This is a genomic window from Achromobacter spanius (assembly GCF_003994415.1).
Taxonomy (GTDB): Bacteria; Pseudomonadota; Gammaproteobacteria; order Burkholderiales; family Burkholderiaceae_B; genus Achromobacter; species Achromobacter spanius_C.
Genome location: NZ_CP034689.1, coordinates 4,988,733 through 5,007,052, shown reverse-complemented (window position 1 = coordinate 5,007,052; position 18,320 = coordinate 4,988,733). Strand labels below are relative to the sequence as shown.

Here is an 18,320-nt window from a genome sequence, read left to right as displayed (position 1 = left end):
TGCCGGCCCCCTTTCAGCGCTACATAGCTACGGGATCACCCCCCGGCTTGGATACGCTCCAACTCGCGAACCTTCTTTCTGTTACGCACGGTGGAAAAAACCAGCCAGATCGCAAGAGCGAGAATGGCGTAGATAAAGCCAGCGCTGATCGGGCGTTCAATGAACACGCTCATGCTGCCGCGCGACAGTAGCAGTGCGCGGCGGAAGTTTTCTTCGACCATGGGGCCCAAGACAAAGCCCAGCAACAGCGGAGCGGGCGAGAAGCGCAGCTTCAGGAACAGATAGCCCACCAGACCAAGCACCAGGACCATGCCTACGTCGAACAGATTGTTGTTCGTGCTGTAGACGCCGACACATACAAAAAACAGCGCGGATGGGAAGAGATACTTGTAAGGCACCTTAAGCAGTCTTGCCCACATGCCGATCAATGGCAGGTTCATGACGACCAGCATGATGTTGCCGATCCAGAAGCTTGCGATAAGTCCCCAGAAAAGATCCGCGTGTTCAGTGACCATCTGGGGACCTGGCTGGATCCCGTGGATGATCAACGCGCCCAGCATCAAGGCCATAACGGAATCGCCAGGTATGCCCAGGCTCATGGTGGGAATGAAACTTGTCTGTGCCGCGGAGTTGTTCGCTGCTTCAGGACCCGCCACCCCTTCAATCGCGCCGTTGCCAAAGCGGTTGGGCGTTTTGGAAACGCGTTTTTCAACCGCGTAAGACATGAATGACGCGATGGTCGCTCCAGTGCCGGGCAAGATGCCAAGCACCGAACCGATAGCGCTGCCGCGAGCGATAGGCATGACCGACTTCTTGATATCCCCTGGCTCGGGCCGTACGGACATTTTTGGGCCTGCCCCAACGGTAGTGGCCTTACCGATGCGGTTCACGTTGGCAAAGAAGTCCGCTAGTCCAAACAGGCCCATCGCCAAGGCAACGAGCTGCACACCATCGCTCAGCTCGATGACGCCGAACGCGTAGCGGATGGTGCCGGTATTGACGTCCGTACCAACCACGCCCAGAAGCAAGCCGAGGAATACCATCGCAATGCCTTTGATGGCAGAGCCTTTGGCCAACGTCGCGCCGGCGAACAGACCCAGCATCATCATTGCGAAATACTCGGCTGGGCCGAACTGAAATGCGACTTCGACCAGCAGTGGCGAGAACAGGATCATGATGATGATGCCCACGCTGGCGCCTACAAAAGACGACATGACCAGCATGAACAGCGCAGACCCGGATCTGCCTTGCCGCGCCAGCGGATTGCCATCGAGGCACGTCACAGCATGCGACGGTGTCCCTGGCAGGTTGAGCAAGATGCACGTGATGCCGCCACCATACTGCGCGCCGTAGTAAATGCCTGCCAGCATCATCAACGCGGCGACCGGCGTCATCGCATAGGTCAAAGGCAGGAGGATCGAAATCGCCGCCAGCACGCCCATTCCGGGCAAGACGCCGATCATGTTGCCCATGAAGACGCCAAATAGCGACCAAAGGAGGTTCTCCCACTGCAACGCGACGGAGAAGCCATGCAATACGTTGTCGAAGAGATCCATTTCTTACCCCCAGCGCAGCATGGGGAACTGCAATTGCAGCGCCCACGAAAAAACCACCGCGCCAAAAGCGGTCATTGCAAGCGCGAGAATGGTGGCGGACTTGACGGAGTTCGATGTGTCTCCTAGCGCCGAGACAAAGACGAGCGCGAAGGTGGCAGGCAGAAATCCTACGGAGCTGCCCAGAATGATGAAGAGTGCAATCCCTCCGGCGATGCAAGCCATGCCGCGAACGCGATCGCGCTGCGCGGGCTGGGGCAGTTTCTCCTCAATGAGCTCGTCCTGCACTTCGTCAGGATCTGGACTGAGCGGAATCAAAATACCCAGCGCGACGAGAAAGCAGCCCACCATCAACGGGAAATAGCCGGGCCCCATCCGGGCAAGCTCTCCGATGTCATACGACGTTGCTTCAAGAATGGTCAGCGCACCGCACAGGGCGATGAATGCACCGCCCCACAGATCGCGCTTCCTGGAAAATATGGTGCTGCCCACGGCTTGCTCCCCTATTTGTTGTCTAAATGATCCGGCCCGCGTTCGATTGCATGCCGGAGGAGCGGGACTTTAAGGACACCGCCTTGCACTCTGCTTTCATGCGCCGAGGGGCATCCTCAGGGAAAACCAGAGGGTCGATCGGGATCGGTTCGTCCAGTTGAACAATAATGAACACAAGGTCCAGCTGTGTGTTTACAAAACTGAACGTCATGGTCTTGATGATGGCCTGAAAGGCGGCGGGCACGATTTTTGCCAGAGTGCGTTCTGCTTTCCATTGTTTGCAAATACGCGGGCCAATACGTCCGAGGCATAATCGCCATTCTGTGGTTCAAAATGCGCTGCCATGTTTCGCTTTTCCCTCATCGCCCGGATTCCACTCGCGGTCTCCTTCCTATTCCTCGTAATTTCCACCGCGCTGATTTCTTTGGCGCTTCACGGCGTGTCCCGACAATTCGACAGGCAGGTCGCGAATCTGGGGCAGGTGTATTTGGACGGCCTTTCAGCAGCTATCCTGCCAGCAGTCCGAGGCGGAGACGCGGAGCAGATGGTCGAAGTGCTTAACCGAGCGCTGGATACGCACCTTGGTGTGGTGGATCGAACGCTCGCCGTCGTCACGGATGGTCATCGTCTGCTGGCGCATGTGGCGCGCTATCCCGAGGTTGAACCTATCCCGCTGGCGTCTTTCGAAGGTTTGTCGGGGACGCTCATCACCCGAGCCGCGGACGGTGTCTGGACGTGGCGCATGTTGGACGACGAGCGGCCTGCTCTGGGAATGTTGGTGGCCAATCTTGATGTCGGTGATTTCCTTCGCCAACGTGAAGAGCTAGCGTGGGAACTGGGCATGGTGGGATTGGCAATCGGCCTGCTAGGCGCGGCGGTCTGTTTTGGCATGGCCAGGCGGCTTCAGCGTCCGATCATTCAACTAACCGAAGCGCTGCGCGCCAGGCCCGAAGATCGCTTGCGCAGCTTGCAGGTTGATACCACCGACCCCGAGATCACCGAGTTGTTATCGGCATACAACTGGATGGTCGAGAATGTTCAGCAACGCGAGGCGCTTGCAGAACGCAACGCGCGGATCGAGCGTGAAGCGGTGTTGGGACGAATGTCTGCGGCGCTTGCTCATGAAGTCCGCAACCCGCTCGGAGGGCTGCGTACCGCCGTCCAGACGCTCAGGCAGTTCGGCGAACGTCGCGACGTTCGCGCCGAGTCGCTGGCCTTCATCGAACGCGGTGTTGAGGCGCTTCAGGCCGTTGTCGACGCTAGTCTGCGCACTTTCCGCCCGGGCACCGCGTCTCTCGGGGAAGAAGATATTGCTGATATCCGTCTGATGGTGGGGGCGCAAGCTGACAGGGCTGGGGTCCGAGTCGAAATGTTTTGCGACGGCATGCAGAACCAGCAACTGCTGTTACCCGCCGGGGCCGTCAGGCAAGTGTTGCTCAACCTAGTGCTAAATGCTGTCCAGGCGTCCCCCCCCGGCGGACTTGTCGCCGTTTTTTCCCGTGCGCGGAATGATGCTCTGGCGTTGCACGTGGTCGACGCTGGACAGGGTTTGCCACCAGCAGCGGTACACACGTTGGCAGGGGGGCATCCCGACGGAGACGGAATGGGATTGAGTATAGTGGCCGATCTTATTAAAGCGATGCAAGGCCGCCTGCGCGTCACGCGCATGTCAGACGGCACATGCATCTCTGTGCGTTTGCCCTGTGGTCGAAAGGAGGGAAAGCTATGAGCGACACGCAGGTTTTGCTAATTGAAGACGACGAGCTTCAAGGCGGTGCATTATTGCAACGATTGCGGCTCGAAGGTATTTCCGCTCAGTGGGTGCAAAGCTGCTCGCAGGCGGTGGAACTGTTTCGCAGGACGCGTATGCGGCCTGCGTTCGTGCTGGCCGACATTCGACTCCCGGACGGGTCCGGAGAAGATCTGTATCGGCGGCTGATTCCACATTTGGCGAGCACCACAGTGGTGTTTGCCACGGCATTTGGCGACATCGCTCAGGCCGTGCGGCTGGTATCAGCGGGCGCGAACGATTACCTTACCAAGCCCTACGACACCGACGCACTGGTGCGGCGAATTCGATCGGTCATCGCCACTCAGCCGGCAGGCCAATTCGACGAAGTTTCGCAGAATCCCTTCGCACTAAGCGACGAAACCTATCCGTTGGCGCAGGAGCTTGAGCGGCTTGCGGCCAGTTCGTTGCCCGTGTTGCTTGAAGGTGAAACCGGCTCAGGTAAAGATCGCGCGGCTCGCTACATTCACGCACGCTCGTCGTACTCCAATGGTCCGTTCATTGCCGTCAACTGCGCATCGCTGATGGCTGATCTTGTCGAGAGTTTATTGTTCGGTCATGTCAAAGGCGCATTCAGCGGCGCTGGATCGTCGCACGAGGGCCTTTTTTCACAGGCAGCCGGTGGCACGCTTTACCTTGATGAGGTGGCGGAACTGCCTTCACGTGCGCAGGCCTCATTATTGGGGGTATTGGAGGACGCCCAGTATCGTCCCCTGGGCGACAGTTCCGTCCGCCAGATGCGCTGCCGAATTCTGAGCAGCACTTGCGCTGACCTGAAGGCTGCGGTGGTGCAAGGCAAGGTTCGAGCGGATCTGTATTTTCGACTAGCGGTCGCGGTAATTGCCGTACCACCCCTGCGGCATAGACCTGGCGCGTTGCCTAGTCTGGCAAGTGCCATGTTGAATAAGCATTTGCCCGAGTGCGAATCGCTATCTCCCGACGCCCTTCAAGCTTTGCTCCACCACGCTTGGCCGGGTAACGTGCGTGAACTGAAAAATCGCATTGCTCGCGCAGTCGTGATGACGGACAGTGGCCCAATTCATGCTAACGACCTCTTTCCCGAACGCAAGCTGGCCGACAAGCCGGACTTGGCCTCCAGCCGCCTAAACGCCGAACACCTCGTCATTCAGCGGGCCATCTCTGAATCGGGTGGTCACATGGGAAATGCCGCCAGACTGCTCGGGATTTCGCGAACAACGTTATGGAAGAAACTGCGCGAAGGGCGGCGTGAGGCAGGTGAGGACTGAGCCACGTCGACTGCGCAGGCTAACCATGGGCTCACGAAACCGGGGTTCGACCGCATCGGATGTCAGGAGCGGCCGTCTACCGATGACCGCTCCTGGCCGAATTTTGCCAGCAGGGCGCTCGACTGGCTTTAGCCGATAGCTGTCTTGCAACGGCGGTGTGGGGCGCCCCGCCCGCTTCTCGTGTCACCCCGCTCCAAGAGTGCACGGCTGTTTCGCTTGGCACTAAGGCTGTGTGAGCCACGAGGAAGGCAGCCCTTTTCGTAGCTTAGCGACCTTATTTATCGAACCCGAACCTCCTGCGACCGACTTTGATCCAAGTTTTCCAATTTTCGAGGTCTTTCAAAATCAAGGGGTTGCAAGGCGCGTCTGCGACCGACTTTATTTCCCTCTTTCACGAGCGGCCTTTTCTTTGCATGATCCTTGCAGGTCGGAAGCGAGCTTTCGACCCAGCGTCGACCGTCGCCTTGCGCGACAGCAGTCTTTCAAGACGCGCGATGGCACGGTTCCTCAGGCGTCAAACGACGTGATTGCCGCATCGGTAACGAGGCGCACTACGAACTCTTCGCATTCGAGTTCGTCCGGAGGCGCCCAAAGCTTGCTTGTCGGCGGGATTAGGGCACGACATTGAAAGCGCGCAACGCGCCACAGAGAGGCTCTTGCAGTTGCCTGTCTCCGGCGCGAAGTGGACCTATGTTGGAGTCGACAATTCTTGTTGCAACCATGCCAGGTAGTCTTGGATCACTGCTTCATTCCTTTTGCAGTATGACCATTTCTGATGCTTGCGAACGATGATGAATCCCGCCTGCTTCAGGATATCTAGATGCCTGCTTACAGTCGGCTGCGATATGCCCATCGCTTCGGCGATCAATGTCATGCAGACCCCGAATTCCTCGGGGTCTGCTGACCACTGATGTCCGAAGTGTTTCTTCGCGTCGGCTAAATGGCGCAACACCGACATACGGACTTCGCTGGCCATTGCCTTAACTTGCATTGAGCGGTTCATCTCTCTAGTATATCGTCAATTAGCTAACTGACTATATGAGAGGTGCCTATGCTGGATCTATCCAATACGTCGATGATCGAAGGCAGCGCTGTCAGATGGGGGAAATGTGGCAAGGGGCCACCTCTTGTCGCCATCCATGGAACGCCATTTTCGTCACAGGTATGGCGCAGGATCGTGCCGCAGCTTGTCGATCGCCGAACCGTCTACTTCTTCGACCTGGTGGGCTATGGGCAATCCGAAATGCGAGTAGACCAGGATGTCTCACTCGGCGTGCAGAACAAGGTGCTTTCAGCATTGTTCAATGAATGGGGCCTTGAGCGTCCTGATGTGTTGGCGCACGATTTTGGCGGTGCTACCGCGTTGCGTGCGTATTACCTGGACGGGCTGCGCTACGCCTCGCTGACGATATTTGACGCCGTTGCACTGGCTCCTTGGGGATCGCCCTTGATCCAACACGTCCGCAGGCATGAGAACGCTTTTTCGGGGATGCCCGACTACATGCATCGCGCGATCCTGAACGCCTATTTGCAGACGGCAGCGCATAACCCTCTCTCTGATGAAGCGCTTGATGTCTATAGCAGGCCCTGGTTGGGCCCGATCGGCCAGCCCGCCTTTTATCGGCAAATTGCGCAGATGGATCAGAAGTACACGGATGTGCTTCAAGATAAATATCGCGCTATGGACTGCCCGGTGAAGGTCTTGTGGGGGGAGAACGACAACTGGATTCCGTACGAGACCGGTGAAACTTTGGCTTCTCTGATTTCGGACAGACCCTGTGTTCCAATCAGAAATGCGGGCCATCTCGTGCAGGAAGATAGACCGGAAGCCATTGTGGCGGCCGTCCTGAAACAGCTCGCCGACGCCTGATGGCAGCGATTGGCCGAGAACGGACCCCATCGCCGGCGGCTTCCGACCCTGGCTTACAGCCGGATATGACGTCCGGAAGACCGATTTCGAGTGTCAAGTTCTGGATGACGCGCCGCTCAGCCTCGCATGCAGCCGGTGGCTGCTGCTATTGATACGATGCGGCCGACTTAGAGCACGGGTGTAGCCACCAGCTTGTCGCTTGGAATGGGCGCCAGGAAATCCCCGCTTTCGTCGACAGGCGCGGTCAACCATTCGCGTTAAGCGCCCTCAGGCAGGGTGACAACCATGCGCTTTTCCTTGCCGGGCTGGTGGTATTCACGGAAAAGCGGGTCCTTGTCCGCTTTGATGGTCAGCATGGTGTAGCTTTCCTGCCATTGCCCGGCGGGATCGCGGTACCGGTCCCACAAACCTGCAATGCCGATGGGTGTGCCGTCCGGGTGTGTGAAGCGGGTCCGTAGGATGCCGAAGGACACCTCGCCCAGTAGACGGGATACGCCTGGCGGCCGGGTTTTTCCGGCCAGCAAGGCCGCATTATTCGACTCCAAACGCGACTGACGCTCGCGGCTAGCGTACTCCGCAAACTTTGAAATCGTCTTGGCGGGCCGCGTTCAGGCACTGCGCTGGCGGTTTTGGTTCAGGCCCGCGGCCTTGAACGCCTCGAATAGAGCCGCTCCATGGGGGGGAGCGCCACGTCGGTGCGCCGCAACAGGCCTATCGGCTCATCGGTTCCGCCAACCGGCATGGGAACCCGCATCAGTTCACCGCTGGCGACATAGCTGTCGACCAGGCTGGCCGGAACGAACCAGATTGCTTCATTCTGCAGCGTGAGTTGAAGATTCAGCGAGACCGACAGGCTGCAGATCATTGCCGCGCGTTCGGGCACGCCGAATGCGGCCAAGACGCTATCCGCCGACTGGCGGATGAGTGTGCCCGCAGACGGCAAAAGGAGGTCATAGGAAGCAAGCGTGCTCGCTGTGATGGGGCCCCGGAGGATGGGATGTCCCGCGCGGACGACGATCGTGAGCGGCTCGCGAAAGAGGTGCTCGAAGCTCATTCCCGTCATGGATGATGGCTCGCCCAGTCGGCCAACGACGAAATCGACCTCGGCCGCCTTGAGGCTGCGCAGCAGTTCCAGGTTGGGGCCCGTGTGGACGTCGACGCTTACGGTCGCGAATGCCCGCCGGAATTCCGCCAATGCCGGTGGGAACAACACCTGGGCGAGGGTGGGAAGGATTCCGACCCGCACAATGGACGGGGGCGCTTGATTTCCGCCCCGGAGTTTTTGCACGCCTTCCTGTAGCGCCGACAGGGCTGCGTTTGCGTAGGGCGCGAACATCCGGCCGTGGTCGGTGAGTTCCGCCCCTTTTCGTCCGCGCTCGAACAGGCGAGCGCCAGTCGCTGACTCCAACTCCGCCAGGGTCTTGGAAACCGCCGGCTGAGTGATGGCAAGCGCTTCACTCGCTTTTTGCAGACTGCGAAGTTGGGCGACCGCGATGAAGCATTGAAGATGCCGTAGTTTGATGCGATTCCCGTGTATGTTGAAATCCATAACTTTTTTTGGATATTGTAGGTAGAAAAGATCACTATATATAACTTTCGGTCGTGGTTAAAGTTGTGCTATTCCACCTACGATCGGGGTCTACCTTGAGCCACGAAGACGCTATCCTTCTTACGCCTCGCGATTGGCAGGCGAATCCGCCCTACAGGCATCCGCCGTACAAGTCCTCTGTGTTGCGCAGTCCGTCGCTGCCCTTGGTGCCTCTGAAGGGCGCGCTGGGCAATCGGTTGGCGCCCGTGTATGGCAGTGAGCAACTGGGAAATTTGGATCACGACCTGACCCTAAACGCGATCAAGAACGGAGCCCCCCTCGGCGAGCGCATCATCGTGACGGGCCGGGTGTTGGATGAGTCAGGTAGACCTGTGCGTCACACGCTGGTGGAAATCTGGCAGGCCAATGCGGCGGGCCGGTATGTTCACAAGGGTGATCAGCATGACGCGCCGCTCGACCCCAATTTTCTTGGGGCGGGGCGCTGTATTACGGATGATCAGGGGCGCTATCGCTTCGTCACGATCAAGCCGGGCGCATACCCGTGGGGCAACCATAGCAATGCGTGGCGTCCGAATCACATTCATTTTTCGCTCTTTGGCCAGTACTTCGGGTCGCGGTTGGTGACCCAGATGTACTTTCCGGGCGACCCGTTGCTCGCGTTGGATCCCATCTTCCAGGGCGTGCCCGAATATGCCCGCGACCGCCTCGTGGCGCAGTTCTCTCTTGCCGCAACCCAGGAAGGGGTGGCTCTCGGCTACGAATTCGACATCGTGCTGCGCGGCGCGCGCCAGACCCCCACGGAGTAATCATGAGCCAACTGAAGCAGACTCCCTCCCAAACGGTAGGCCCGTTCTTCGCATATGGCCTCTGTCCGGAGCAATACAACTTTGATTTGAAAAGCCTGTTCACCGCCAATGCGGCGGAACCCGGCGTGGCGGGCGAGCACATCATCATCACGGGCACGGTCTACGACGGCAGCGGAGCCGCCGTGGACGACGCCATCGTCGAGTCCCTGCAGGCCGACGCCTCGGGGCAATACGTTGCCAGCCACGATGACGCGATAGCTCGCGGATTCAAAGGCTTCTGCCGTGTCGGAACAGGCACCGAGGAGAGCAACAGGTTCGTGATTCGTACGATCAAGCCAGGACCGGTTGCCACCGGTTCGGCTCCCTACATTGATGTGATCCTTCACATGCGCGGCATGTTGATGCACGCCTTCACCCGGCTCTACTTCGAGGATGAGCCGGCGGCCAATGAGAGCGACCCTGTTCTGAACAGTGTTCCCGCAGCCCGCCGCCGAACGCTCATCGCCAAGCAGGTTGCCGGCTCGGGGGTGAAGCAGTATCGCTTCGACATCCACCTCCAAGGTCCGGACGAAACGGTATTCTTTGACTGCTGAGGGCGCGGCGATGGGCACGCTGACAGATCTGCTGCGCGGTCATCCCGCCATGAACCATGTCTGGTCTGAAACCGGGACCCTTCAGGCCATGCTCGATGTCGAAGCGGCGCTGGCCCGTAGCTGCGCAGAGCATGGCGTCATTCCTCAAGACGCGGTGGCGCCCATCGTTGCCGCATGCCGTGCCGATCTGTTCGATATCGATGCCCTCAAGAACGAGGCGTCGGCCGGCGGAAACCTGGCCATTCCACTTGTTCGGCAGCTCACGGCAAAAGTGAAGCGCGCGGACATCCGGGCGGCGGGATTTGTGCACTGGGGCGCGACGAGCCAGGACATCATCGACACCGGCCTGGTGCTGCAACTGCGTTCCTCTTTGGTGATTCTTGAGCGGCAGATCAACCCCCTTGCGTCCAGCCTGGCCGCGCGGGCCAGCGAGCACCGTACCACGCCGACGGTCGGCAGGACTTGGTTGCAGCAGGCCCTGCCGATGACGTTCGGACTGAAACTCGCGCAGTATCTCGATGCCGTGGGCCGTCTGCAGGATGACCTCGCGCGGCATCAAGAGAACGTGGCGGTGCTGCAGTTCGGGGGAGCCGCTGGCACTTTGGCCAGCCTGGGTGATCAGGCATCGGCTGTCTCCCGGTCCCTCGCGCGTCATCTTGGACTGAACCTGCCCGACATCCCTTGGCATACGCAACGGGACAGACTCGTATCCGTGGCGGCATGGATGGGCATGTTGACGGGAGCATGCGCGAAGATGGCGCGCGACATGAGCTTGCTGGCCCAGACCGAAATCGGTGAAGTCGCGGAAGCGAGTGCAAAGGGCAAGGGAGGCTCCTCGACCATGCCGCACAAACGCAATCCGGTCGGTTGCGCCGCTGTGCTCAGCGCAGGGGTGAAGGCGCCTCACTTGGTGGCGGCTCTCTTCAGCGGCATGGTCCAGGAGCATGAAAGGGCGCTTGGCGGTTGGCAAGCAGAGTGGGACGTCTTGCCGGAGCTTGCGGTGATCACGGGCGGCGCCGTGGCAACGACTGCCGACATTATGTCGGGGTTGGAGGTGCACGCAGACCGGATGCTGCAAAACCTGAACGTTACGCGGGGTCTGATCCAGGCGGAAGCCGTCATGCTGGCGCTGGGCACGCACATTGGACGCCTTCCTGCGCACGAGTTGGTCGAGAGGGCGTCGCGCCTGGCGGTCTCGTCAAATCGTCCCTTGCTGGAGGTTCTCTCGCGAGACGCCGCGGTAACGGACTATCTGTCCCCTGCGAAGCTCGCCGAGCTGTTGAGCCCGCTCAACTACTGCGGCCAGTCGACAGGCTATGTGGATGCCGTCCTCGCCAAATACCACGGGCGGTCGAGCGGTCTGGGGGCGTGCGGAGAAGTACTAAATGAGAGGGAGGAAGATCATGGACGAGCATGACCGCTATGAGGCGGGGTTGGAAGTCCGGCGTGAGGTGCTCGGCGACGCGCACGTGCAGCGCTCCTTGAGCAACCGCACCGCGCTGAATACGGACTTCCAGGATCTCATCACGCGCTATGCGTGGGGAGAGATCTGGACGCGCGATGGCCTGCCCAGGCATACACGCAGTCTCATCACCATAGGCCTGATGGTTGCCCTGAACCGCCAGGAGGAACTGGCGCTGCACCTCAATGCAGCAAAGAACAATGGCGTATCCCCCGAAGAGATAAAAGAAGTGCTGTTGCAGACGGCCATCTACTGCGGAGTGCCTGCGGCAAATTCGGCGTTTCATCTCTTCGACCGCCTGTTTGCCTCCGGGTAGTGCCGGCTTGCGAGGAGCGCCTCGGCATCCCTGCGACGGATCGCGGGGATGTTGGCGCTTGTCCGCCAGAAAGCGGCGCGGCAGCGTGCTTTCAGGGAATACGCGAACGGAAAAAAAGGCAGCAACTGATTGAAAAATACTTAGGTCTCTAATATTATTTTGGAACGCGCCCGGTGGGTGTCAGACGGCAAGAAACGTCGACATTCGCCCTCACGAGAAGGCGCGGATCCAATGGAGACAATTATGTTCAATAGATACGCAAAGCGCATTCCGTCCTGTCATGTCGTGCGCCGAGGGTTTGCGCTCGCCGCCATGCTGTCCGCGCTGACGTTGTCGGCGAATGCCCTGGCCGAAGATGCGGCGAAGTTTCCCTCTCATCCGATCCGCTTCATCGTTCCGTACGCCGCGGGCGGACTTCCAGACACGGTTGCGCGCGTTGTCGCTCAGCGCATCAGCCAGAACCTCGGACAGTCTGTCGTGGTGGAAAACAAACCGGGCGCGAATGGCGTGATCGCCGCGCAGACGCTCACCAGCAGCCCGCGCGATGGCTATACGTATCTCGTGACCGACGGATCGATGATGTCCATCAATCCGGCGCTGTATAAAGACCTTTCCTATGACCCTAAGCGGGATTTCGTTCCTGTCTCGCTGATCGCCACTTCTCCGTTGTTTCTCGCGTCCAACAGCCAGAGCAACATCAATACGCTCCAGGAGTTCGTCGAGCGCGCGAAGCGTGATGGCGCGAAGATGAACTATGGCTCTTCCGGCGTGGGAAGCTCGCACCACCTCACGATGGAAGCGTTGAACGTCGCGCTCCACTCCAAGATCACCCATGTGCCGTTCCGCGGCTCGGGGCAGTCCGTTCCCGCAATGATCGGGGGGCAGGTCGATGTCGTGTTCGCGGCGCTGCCGTCCCTCTCCGGTTTCGCGGAAAAGGGACAGGCCAAGATCCTGGCGACCAATAGCGGCCAGCGTTCCGCGCTTGCTCCGAACATTCCCGCCATCGCTGAGATCGTTCCCGGTTTCGACTTTGCCGTCACCGTGGGCGCTTTGGGCGCGTCCGGAATTCCCCCCTATGCCGTCAAGCGCATGAGCGAGGAAATCGCGAAAGCAGTCAAGGACCCCGCCGTGGTGAAGCAATTCAGCACCCTGGGCATCGAATCCGTGGGCGGTACGCCGGAAGCGTATCGCGGCGCGATCGAGGCAGAAGGCAAGCGCTACGAAAGCGCGATCAAGGATGCCGGGATCAAGGCCAATTGAACCGTCACCGTATCCAGCCGGAAATCCAGCATTGAATAAATACTTAGATCTCTAATATAATTGTTTTGCCAGACGCCGCCTGCGCGTGCTGAGAGATCCGAGGATGAGGAGGGTGTATGTTGACGAATGAAGAGAACGAACTGCTCTGCCGCGTTGAAGGGGACGCGCCGATGGGGCAGTTGATGCGCAATTTCTGGATACCGATTTGCCTGAGCGAAGAGGTGAGCGAACCCGACGGAGATCCCGTCCATGCGCGGATCCTGGGCGAAGACTTGGTCGTGTTTCGCGATACCGAGGGGCGGGTTGGCGTGATGGACGAGTACTGTCCGCATCGGCGGGTGTCGCTCGTCTACGGCAGAAACGAAGACTGTGGGCTGCGTTGCCTCTATCACGGCTGGAAAATGGATGTCGAGGGAACCGTCATAGAGATGGTCTCGGAGCCGGCAGCCAGCACCATGGCCGAGAAGGTGAAGCACAAGGCGTACAAAGTCCAGGAATGGGCGGGGCTGATCTGGGCGTTCATGGGAGACCAAGCCCGCATCCCAGCGTTCGTGCCTCCGCCCTGGGCGCCGGAGAAGTCCGCGAAAGTCAGCATCGCGAAGGTCCTGATTCCGTGCAACTGGGCGCAGATTCTGGAAGGCGCCATTGACTCGGCCCATAGTTCCAGTCTGCATTCTTCGGACTTCGTGCCGGCACGCGTGGGGGGGGCGGAGGCAACCGAAAAGAATTGGTTGCGGCCGTCGACGGACAAGGCCCCGCGCATGCAGGTCCATCGTACGGAATATGGCTTCCGCTACGCGGCCATCCGACGCCCCATTACGAATGCCGCGCAGACCGACTATGTCCGGTCCACGGTTTTCGTCGCACCCGGAACCGTGTTGATTCCGCCAAACAATCTGTACAACGTGGCGAACGTCAACGTGCCGATGGATGACACCAATTCGGTCTTCTACTTCATTGCGTGGGGTGACCGCGCCACGACGCCGGATACCGAAACCTGGCGCAAATTCCTGGGTACCAGCATCGGCTCGGATCTCGACGATCAGTACCGCCCGCTGCGTAACGTGGACAACCGATTCTGGCAGGATCGCCAAGCGATGAAGGCAGGTAACTTCACGGGCATCAAGGGCTTTCCGAACCAGGACATCGCAATGTGGGTAACGATGGGCCCGATCGCCGACCGTTCCAACGATCGCCTCGGGGCCAGTGACCTGGCCATCGTCGAGTTCCGGCGCCAGATGCTCGAAGCGGTCCAGGAATTCTCCCGGGGGCAGCCCGCTATCGGCACGGGCGACAAGCAGATCCTACCCAGCGTATGTTCGTTCCAGGCCATTGTCCCCAAGACTGTCGACTGGCGGGATTTCGAAGCGAAGCCTGTGTATGGCGCCGGTTCTGGACCGCAGCTCGAAAGCAACTACGAAACCACCGCCTAGGGGCAACAGTGCATGTCTAAACTTCAATTGTCTATTGCAATGGGCGACTACGATCGCAATCGCGCCTTGTATGACGGGGCCGTGCAGATCGATGGCGTCAATCCGGTGTATGCGCTGTTGAGCCCGGAAGAAATGTTCTTCCGCGCTTTCCGCTTTCAGGATTTCGATGTCAGTGAGCTGTCGTTTTCCAGCTACCTGGTCAAGCATGCGGCCGGGCAATGCCCGTACATCGCCATCCCGGTGTTCCTGTCCCGCGCATTCAGGCACACCTCTATCTATGTCCGCAAGGACAGGATTCGCCGTCCTGAGGATCTCAAGGGAAAGCGCATCGGGATTCCGGAGTATCAGTTGACCGCGAATGTGTGGGCCCGCGCCATCCTGGAAGAGGACTATGGGGTGAAGCCGTCGGACGTGATCTGGGTACGAGGCGGCATCGATCAGCCCGGCCGGCCGGAAAAGATCAAATTGAAGCTGCCCGACAGCGTGAAGATGATAGATGCGCCTGCCGACACGACCATCTCAGACATGCTGGATCGCGGAGACATCGATGGTTTCATGGCACCGCGCGCCCCGTCGGGGAATGCCCGTGTCAATCCCAATATCGGTTGGTTGTTCGACGACCCGACCGAGACCGCAAAGGGCTACTACCGGCGGACCGGAGTCTTTCCGATCATGCACGTCGTCGGCGTGAGAAAAACGCTGGTGGAACAGCACCCCTGGCTACCCGGCACGCTCTTGAAGGCCTTCGACCAGTCCAAGCTTGCTGCGCTGGAAAAGCTGTCCGACACCTCGGCCACTAAGGTGACCTTGCCGTTCGTGGAGGAGCAACTGAAGGCCGCAAGAGATACGCTGGGCGCGGATTACTGGGCCTATGGCGTTGAAAAGAGCTTGCCCACGCTGGAAGCCTTTACTCGGCATCATCATGCGCAGGGGCTCTCGGACCGTCAAGTTCGGGTCGAGGAACTGTTTCATCCCAGCACGTACGAATCCTACAAGATATGAAGGAGGGCGGGAGGCAATGCTTCCCCGCTCGAGGAGGCAGTCATGACAGATCCCACGACGGACAACGCGGCATTGATGTCGCTGAAAATTCTTGCTACGCACCAGGCCGCACAAGGCATACGTTCATTCGAACTGGGACGCGAAGATGGAACCGACCTTCCCGAGTTTTCGGCGGGTTCGCACATAAAGATCCAGGTCCCCAACGGAGAGTGGCGGAAATATTCGCTGTGCAATGATCCCTCCGAACGTCAGCGCTATGTCATTACTGTGAAGCGAGAGGCGCAGGGCAGAGGAGGGTCGGTCAGCATGGTCGACGAGGCCAAAGAGGGCGACACGGTTTTGGTCGCGCCGCCCGATAACGCCTTTCCCTTGGTCGACAATCCTGGATCGCTGACGTTCATTGCCGGGGGCATTGGCATCACGCCCATCTTGTCAATGATCCGATCGTTCGGCGAGCTTCCTCCCGCGCCTTGGAAGCTGTACTACTTGAGCCAGGCCGCCGAGACAACGGCGTTCCTCGAAGAGTTGGGATCGGACCTGTACCGGTCGAATGTCAAGATACACCACGACCTCGGCAATCCGGACGCCTGCTTCGACCTGTGGCCCATTCTTGAAAAGCCGAACCGAGGGCACGTCTATTGCTGCGGCCCGAGGGGGCTGATGGAAGCCGTCCGCGATATGTCGGGTCATTGGTCGCCCAAGCGCATCCACTTTGAGAGTTTCCTGGAGGGCGGAGGAAAGCGGCCGGAAGACAAGCCGTTCTTGGTGGAGCTCGCCAAATCGAACCAGACCCTTGAAGTGCCCGTGGGAAAGTCGATACTGTCGGTATTGCAGGCTGCGGACGTGCGCGTCGGCTATTCGTGCGAAAGCGGGACGTGCGGGTCCTGTCGGACGCGGATGCTCGAAGGAACGGCAGACCATCGCGACATGGTGTTGCTTCCGGAAGAGCAAGCGTCCCAGATCATGGTCTGCGTTTCCCGAGCCACGTGCGAAAAGCTGGTCCTCGACCTGTAGCCGAGCCCCCAATCATGAAAAACGGAAAATTGCGTATCGGCGTGGTCGGCCTGGGGCGGGCGTTTTCGTTGATGCTTCCCACGTTTCTTGCGGACCCCCGAGTCGAACTCGTGGCCGGGTGCGACCCGCGCGCGGGAGCCAGGGATCAGTTCAGCCGAGACTTCTCCCGGCCAGCCTACGAGGCAGTGGAAGCGTTGGCCGCTGACCCTGAGGTGGAAGTCATCTACGTCGCCAGCCCGCATCAGTTTCATGCGCGGCATACGCAGATTGCCGCCGATCATGGAAAGCATGTCCTGGTGGAAAAGCCCATGGCGTTAAGCCTGGCCGAATGCGATGCCATGATCGACGCCTGCACGCAGGCCGGCGTCCATCTGCTCATCGGCCACTGCCACAGCTTTGACACGCCCTATCTGAGAACCCGCGAACTGGTGCAATCAGGGAGATTCGGCGCCGTCCGCATGATCCACGCCCTGAACTTCACGGACTATATCTGCCGGCCGCGCAGGCCGGAGGAACTACGGACGGAACAGGGGGGCGGGGCAGTGTTCAGCCAGGCTGCGCACCAGGTCGACATCGTACGGCTGTTGGCGTGCCAGGAGCCGGAGCGCGTGCGCAGCGCGCTGGGTAACTGGGACGAAAGCCGCCCAACGGAAGGGGCCTATAGCGCGTTGATGTGGTTTCACGGCGGCGCATACGCGGCATTGAATTACAACGGGTATGGCCATTTCGACTCCGATGAATGGATGGGATGGACGGGCGAGATGGGGCTGCCCAAGTCGTCGGAAGACTATGGCGCGGCCCGGCGGCGGTTAAAGTCAATCGCTGGCCCCGCGGAGGAGTCCGCGCTCAAAAATGCGGGCACCTATGGCGGGAGCGCCTATACGCCGCCCGACCGGCAGGCGCCCGGCGCGGCGCGCCATCAACACTTCGGACCCTTCGTCGTGTCGTGTGAAAAAGCGGATTTCCGGCCGCTTCCGGATGGGATCTACGTCTACGAAGACGACAAGAAATACCTCATCGACATCGAGCCTCCCCCGGTTCCCAGAGCCGAGGTCATCGATGAACTCTATGCCGCTGTCCATGCCGGGCAGCCATGCCTGCATGGAGGGCAATGGGCCCGGCGCACACTGGAGATCTGCCTTGCGATGATCGAGTCTTCCCGGGCGTCGCGGGATGTCATCTTATCCGGGGTTATGCGCCACGTTTGATCTATGACAACCGGCTGAAGAATGTTTCGAGTATCATTTTTAGACATCTAAGTACACGAAACTTCATATAGCCGATGACTTCAAAAGAAACCAGGACAGTCCTTGACCACTGGCGCGAGGCTGTTCCAGACGATAGGCTGGCGCACCTGATCAAGGATGCCACGCGCGCTTTTGTCCGGGGCCTGCAGGTGCGCCTGTCCGACTACAACGTGTCGTTCGGCCACTGGACTTTCCTGCGTATCCTCTGGGAGCAGGACGGCCTGACTCAGCGGGAATTGAGCGAGCAGGCTGCCGTCATGGAACCAACCACGTTTTCCGCGATGAAGGCGATGGAGTCGCTCGGTTATGTCGAGCGCAAGCATCTGCCCGGGAACAACAAGAACATCCATATCTTCCTGACGCGAAACGGCCGCGCGCTGAAAAAGAAGCTGGTACCGCTTGCGGAAGAAATCAACGCGATCGGCACACGCGGCCTGACCGAGGTCGAAATCAAGACCACGCGCAAAGTGCTGCTCGCAATCATCACCAACCTGGCGGAAGACGAAGCCGCCCTCGAGAACGCCGAGCGCAAGGTACCCTCGACCCGGGAGCTGTCTCGCCGGATATCGTCGGCCGAGTGAGCCGCCGCTAATCGATCCACGCGCCCGGGCAAGGTGTTGGGGCTGGATCGGTCTCGTCCAGCCCGCCTGCCGCGGCGTGCATCGCTGTTGCAATAAAGTTAGATCT

Annotated in this window: 19 protein-coding genes; 13 read left to right on the top strand and 6 right to left on the bottom strand. The window is 59.6% G+C overall.

The annotated features are described in order from the left end of the window. Positions 1-35 precede the first annotated feature (35 nt). Genes ELS24_RS22930 through ELS24_RS22920 form a run of 3 tightly spaced genes read right to left on the bottom strand, consistent with a single transcriptional unit; the run spans position 36 to position 2,289 of the window. Positions 36-1,556: a tripartite tricarboxylate transporter permease gene (locus ELS24_RS22930; RefSeq protein ID WP_054428395.1), complete on the bottom strand. Its 1,521-nt coding sequence runs from the start codon at positions 1,554-1,556 to the stop codon at positions 36-38. A 3-nt stretch (positions 1,557-1,559) separates the two neighbouring features. Continuing rightward, positions 1,560-2,045, bottom strand: coding sequence for a tripartite tricarboxylate transporter TctB family protein (locus tag ELS24_RS22925; protein ID WP_231689858.1), 486 nt, complete (start codon positions 2,043-2,045; stop codon positions 1,560-1,562). Positions 2,046-2,067: 22 nt separating this feature from the next. Beyond that, complete coding sequence (locus ELS24_RS22920; protein WP_054428394.1) at positions 2,068-2,289, bottom strand: hypothetical protein; 222 nt, start codon at positions 2,287-2,289, stop codon at positions 2,068-2,070. A 99-nt stretch (positions 2,290-2,388) separates the two neighbouring features. Here ELS24_RS22920 and ELS24_RS22915 point away from each other — a divergent pair, with 99 nt between their 5' ends. Together ELS24_RS22915 and ELS24_RS22910 are read left to right on the top strand one after the other, a co-directional pair. Further along, positions 2,389-3,774 carry a sensor histidine kinase gene (locus ELS24_RS22915; protein ID WP_054428393.1) on the top strand — a complete coding sequence of 462 codons (1,386 nt, stop codon included), beginning with the start codon at positions 2,389-2,391 and terminating at the stop codon, positions 3,772-3,774. Next, positions 3,771-5,081 (top strand): sigma-54-dependent transcriptional regulator, encoded by a 1,311-nt coding sequence (locus ELS24_RS22910; protein ID WP_127185448.1) that lies wholly within the window; start codon positions 3,771-3,773, stop codon positions 5,079-5,081. The genes ELS24_RS22915 and ELS24_RS22910 overlap by 4 nt, the downstream gene beginning before the upstream one ends. A 688-nt stretch (positions 5,082-5,769) precedes the next feature. Here the strand turns inward: ELS24_RS22910 and ELS24_RS22905 are convergent. After that, positions 5,770-6,072, bottom strand: coding sequence for an ArsR/SmtB family transcription factor (locus ELS24_RS22905; protein WP_205736932.1), 303 nt, complete (start codon positions 6,070-6,072; stop codon positions 5,770-5,772). 60 nt (positions 6,073-6,132) lie between these two features. Here ELS24_RS22905 and ELS24_RS22900 point away from each other — a divergent pair, with 60 nt between their 5' ends. Next, entirely contained in the window at positions 6,133-6,951 is an 819-nt protein-coding gene (locus ELS24_RS22900; protein WP_054428391.1) for an alpha/beta fold hydrolase, read from the top strand. A gap of 257 nt (positions 6,952-7,208) precedes the next feature. On the opposite strand, the gene ELS24_RS22895 is transcribed toward ELS24_RS22900, so the two are convergent. Together ELS24_RS22895 and pcaQ are read right to left on the bottom strand one after the other, a co-directional pair. Next, the gene (locus tag ELS24_RS22895; protein ID WP_231689859.1) at positions 7,209-7,475 is read right to left on the bottom strand and encodes an SOS response-associated peptidase; all 267 of its coding nucleotides are present in this window, start codon (positions 7,473-7,475) and stop codon (positions 7,209-7,211) included. Positions 7,476-7,585: 110 nt separating this feature from the next. After that, positions 7,586-8,500: a pca operon transcription factor PcaQ gene (gene pcaQ / locus ELS24_RS22890; RefSeq protein WP_127185447.1), complete on the bottom strand. Its 915-nt coding sequence runs from the start codon at positions 8,498-8,500 to the stop codon at positions 7,586-7,588. A 95-nt stretch (positions 8,501-8,595) separates the two neighbouring features. On the opposite strand from pcaQ, the gene pcaH reads away from it, so the two are divergent. The 10 genes from pcaH to ELS24_RS22840 all read left to right on the top strand — a co-directional run bounded on the left by pcaH (position 8,596) and on the right by ELS24_RS22840 (position 18,214). Next, positions 8,596-9,306, top strand: a complete 711-nt coding sequence (pcaH, locus tag ELS24_RS22885; RefSeq protein WP_054435563.1) for a protocatechuate 3,4-dioxygenase subunit beta — start codon at positions 8,596-8,598, stop codon at positions 9,304-9,306. 2 nt (positions 9,307-9,308) lie between these two features. Then, positions 9,309-9,899, top strand: a complete 591-nt coding sequence (gene pcaG / locus ELS24_RS22880) for a protocatechuate 3,4-dioxygenase subunit alpha (RefSeq protein WP_054435566.1) — start codon at positions 9,309-9,311, stop codon at positions 9,897-9,899. Between the two features lie 10 nt (positions 9,900-9,909). Continuing rightward, positions 9,910-11,316: a 3-carboxy-cis,cis-muconate cycloisomerase gene (locus ELS24_RS22875; protein ID WP_054435569.1), complete on the top strand. Its 1,407-nt coding sequence runs from the start codon at positions 9,910-9,912 to the stop codon at positions 11,314-11,316. Next, positions 11,303-11,677 (top strand): 4-carboxymuconolactone decarboxylase, encoded by a 375-nt coding sequence (gene pcaC, locus ELS24_RS22870; RefSeq protein WP_054435571.1) that lies wholly within the window; start codon positions 11,303-11,305, stop codon positions 11,675-11,677. Before ELS24_RS22875 ends, pcaC begins: the two co-directional genes overlap by 14 nt. 243 nt (positions 11,678-11,920) lie before the next feature. Continuing rightward, positions 11,921-12,937, top strand: a complete 1,017-nt coding sequence (locus ELS24_RS22865) for a Bug family tripartite tricarboxylate transporter substrate binding protein (protein ID WP_081397568.1) — start codon at positions 11,921-11,923, stop codon at positions 12,935-12,937. Positions 12,938-13,053: 116 nt separating this feature from the next. Beyond that, positions 13,054-14,370 (top strand): Rieske 2Fe-2S domain-containing protein, encoded by a 1,317-nt coding sequence (locus tag ELS24_RS22860; protein ID WP_054435573.1) that lies wholly within the window; start codon positions 13,054-13,056, stop codon positions 14,368-14,370. 12 nt (positions 14,371-14,382) lie between these two features. Continuing rightward, the gene (locus tag ELS24_RS22855; protein ID WP_054435574.1) at positions 14,383-15,372 is read left to right on the top strand and encodes an ABC transporter substrate-binding protein; all 990 of its coding nucleotides are present in this window, start codon (positions 14,383-14,385) and stop codon (positions 15,370-15,372) included. A 42-nt stretch (positions 15,373-15,414) separates the two neighbouring features. Continuing rightward, positions 15,415-16,386, top strand: a complete 972-nt coding sequence (locus ELS24_RS22850; RefSeq protein ID WP_054435577.1) for a PDR/VanB family oxidoreductase — start codon at positions 15,415-15,417, stop codon at positions 16,384-16,386. A gap of 14 nt (positions 16,387-16,400) precedes the next feature. After that, positions 16,401-17,594, top strand: coding sequence for a Gfo/Idh/MocA family protein (locus ELS24_RS22845; RefSeq protein ID WP_054435579.1), 1,194 nt, complete (start codon positions 16,401-16,403; stop codon positions 17,592-17,594). A gap of 74 nt (positions 17,595-17,668) precedes the next feature. Beyond that, positions 17,669-18,214 carry a MarR family winged helix-turn-helix transcriptional regulator gene (locus ELS24_RS22840; RefSeq protein ID WP_054435582.1) on the top strand — a complete coding sequence of 182 codons (546 nt, stop codon included), beginning with the start codon at positions 17,669-17,671 and terminating at the stop codon, positions 18,212-18,214. Positions 18,215-18,320 lie beyond the last annotated feature (106 nt).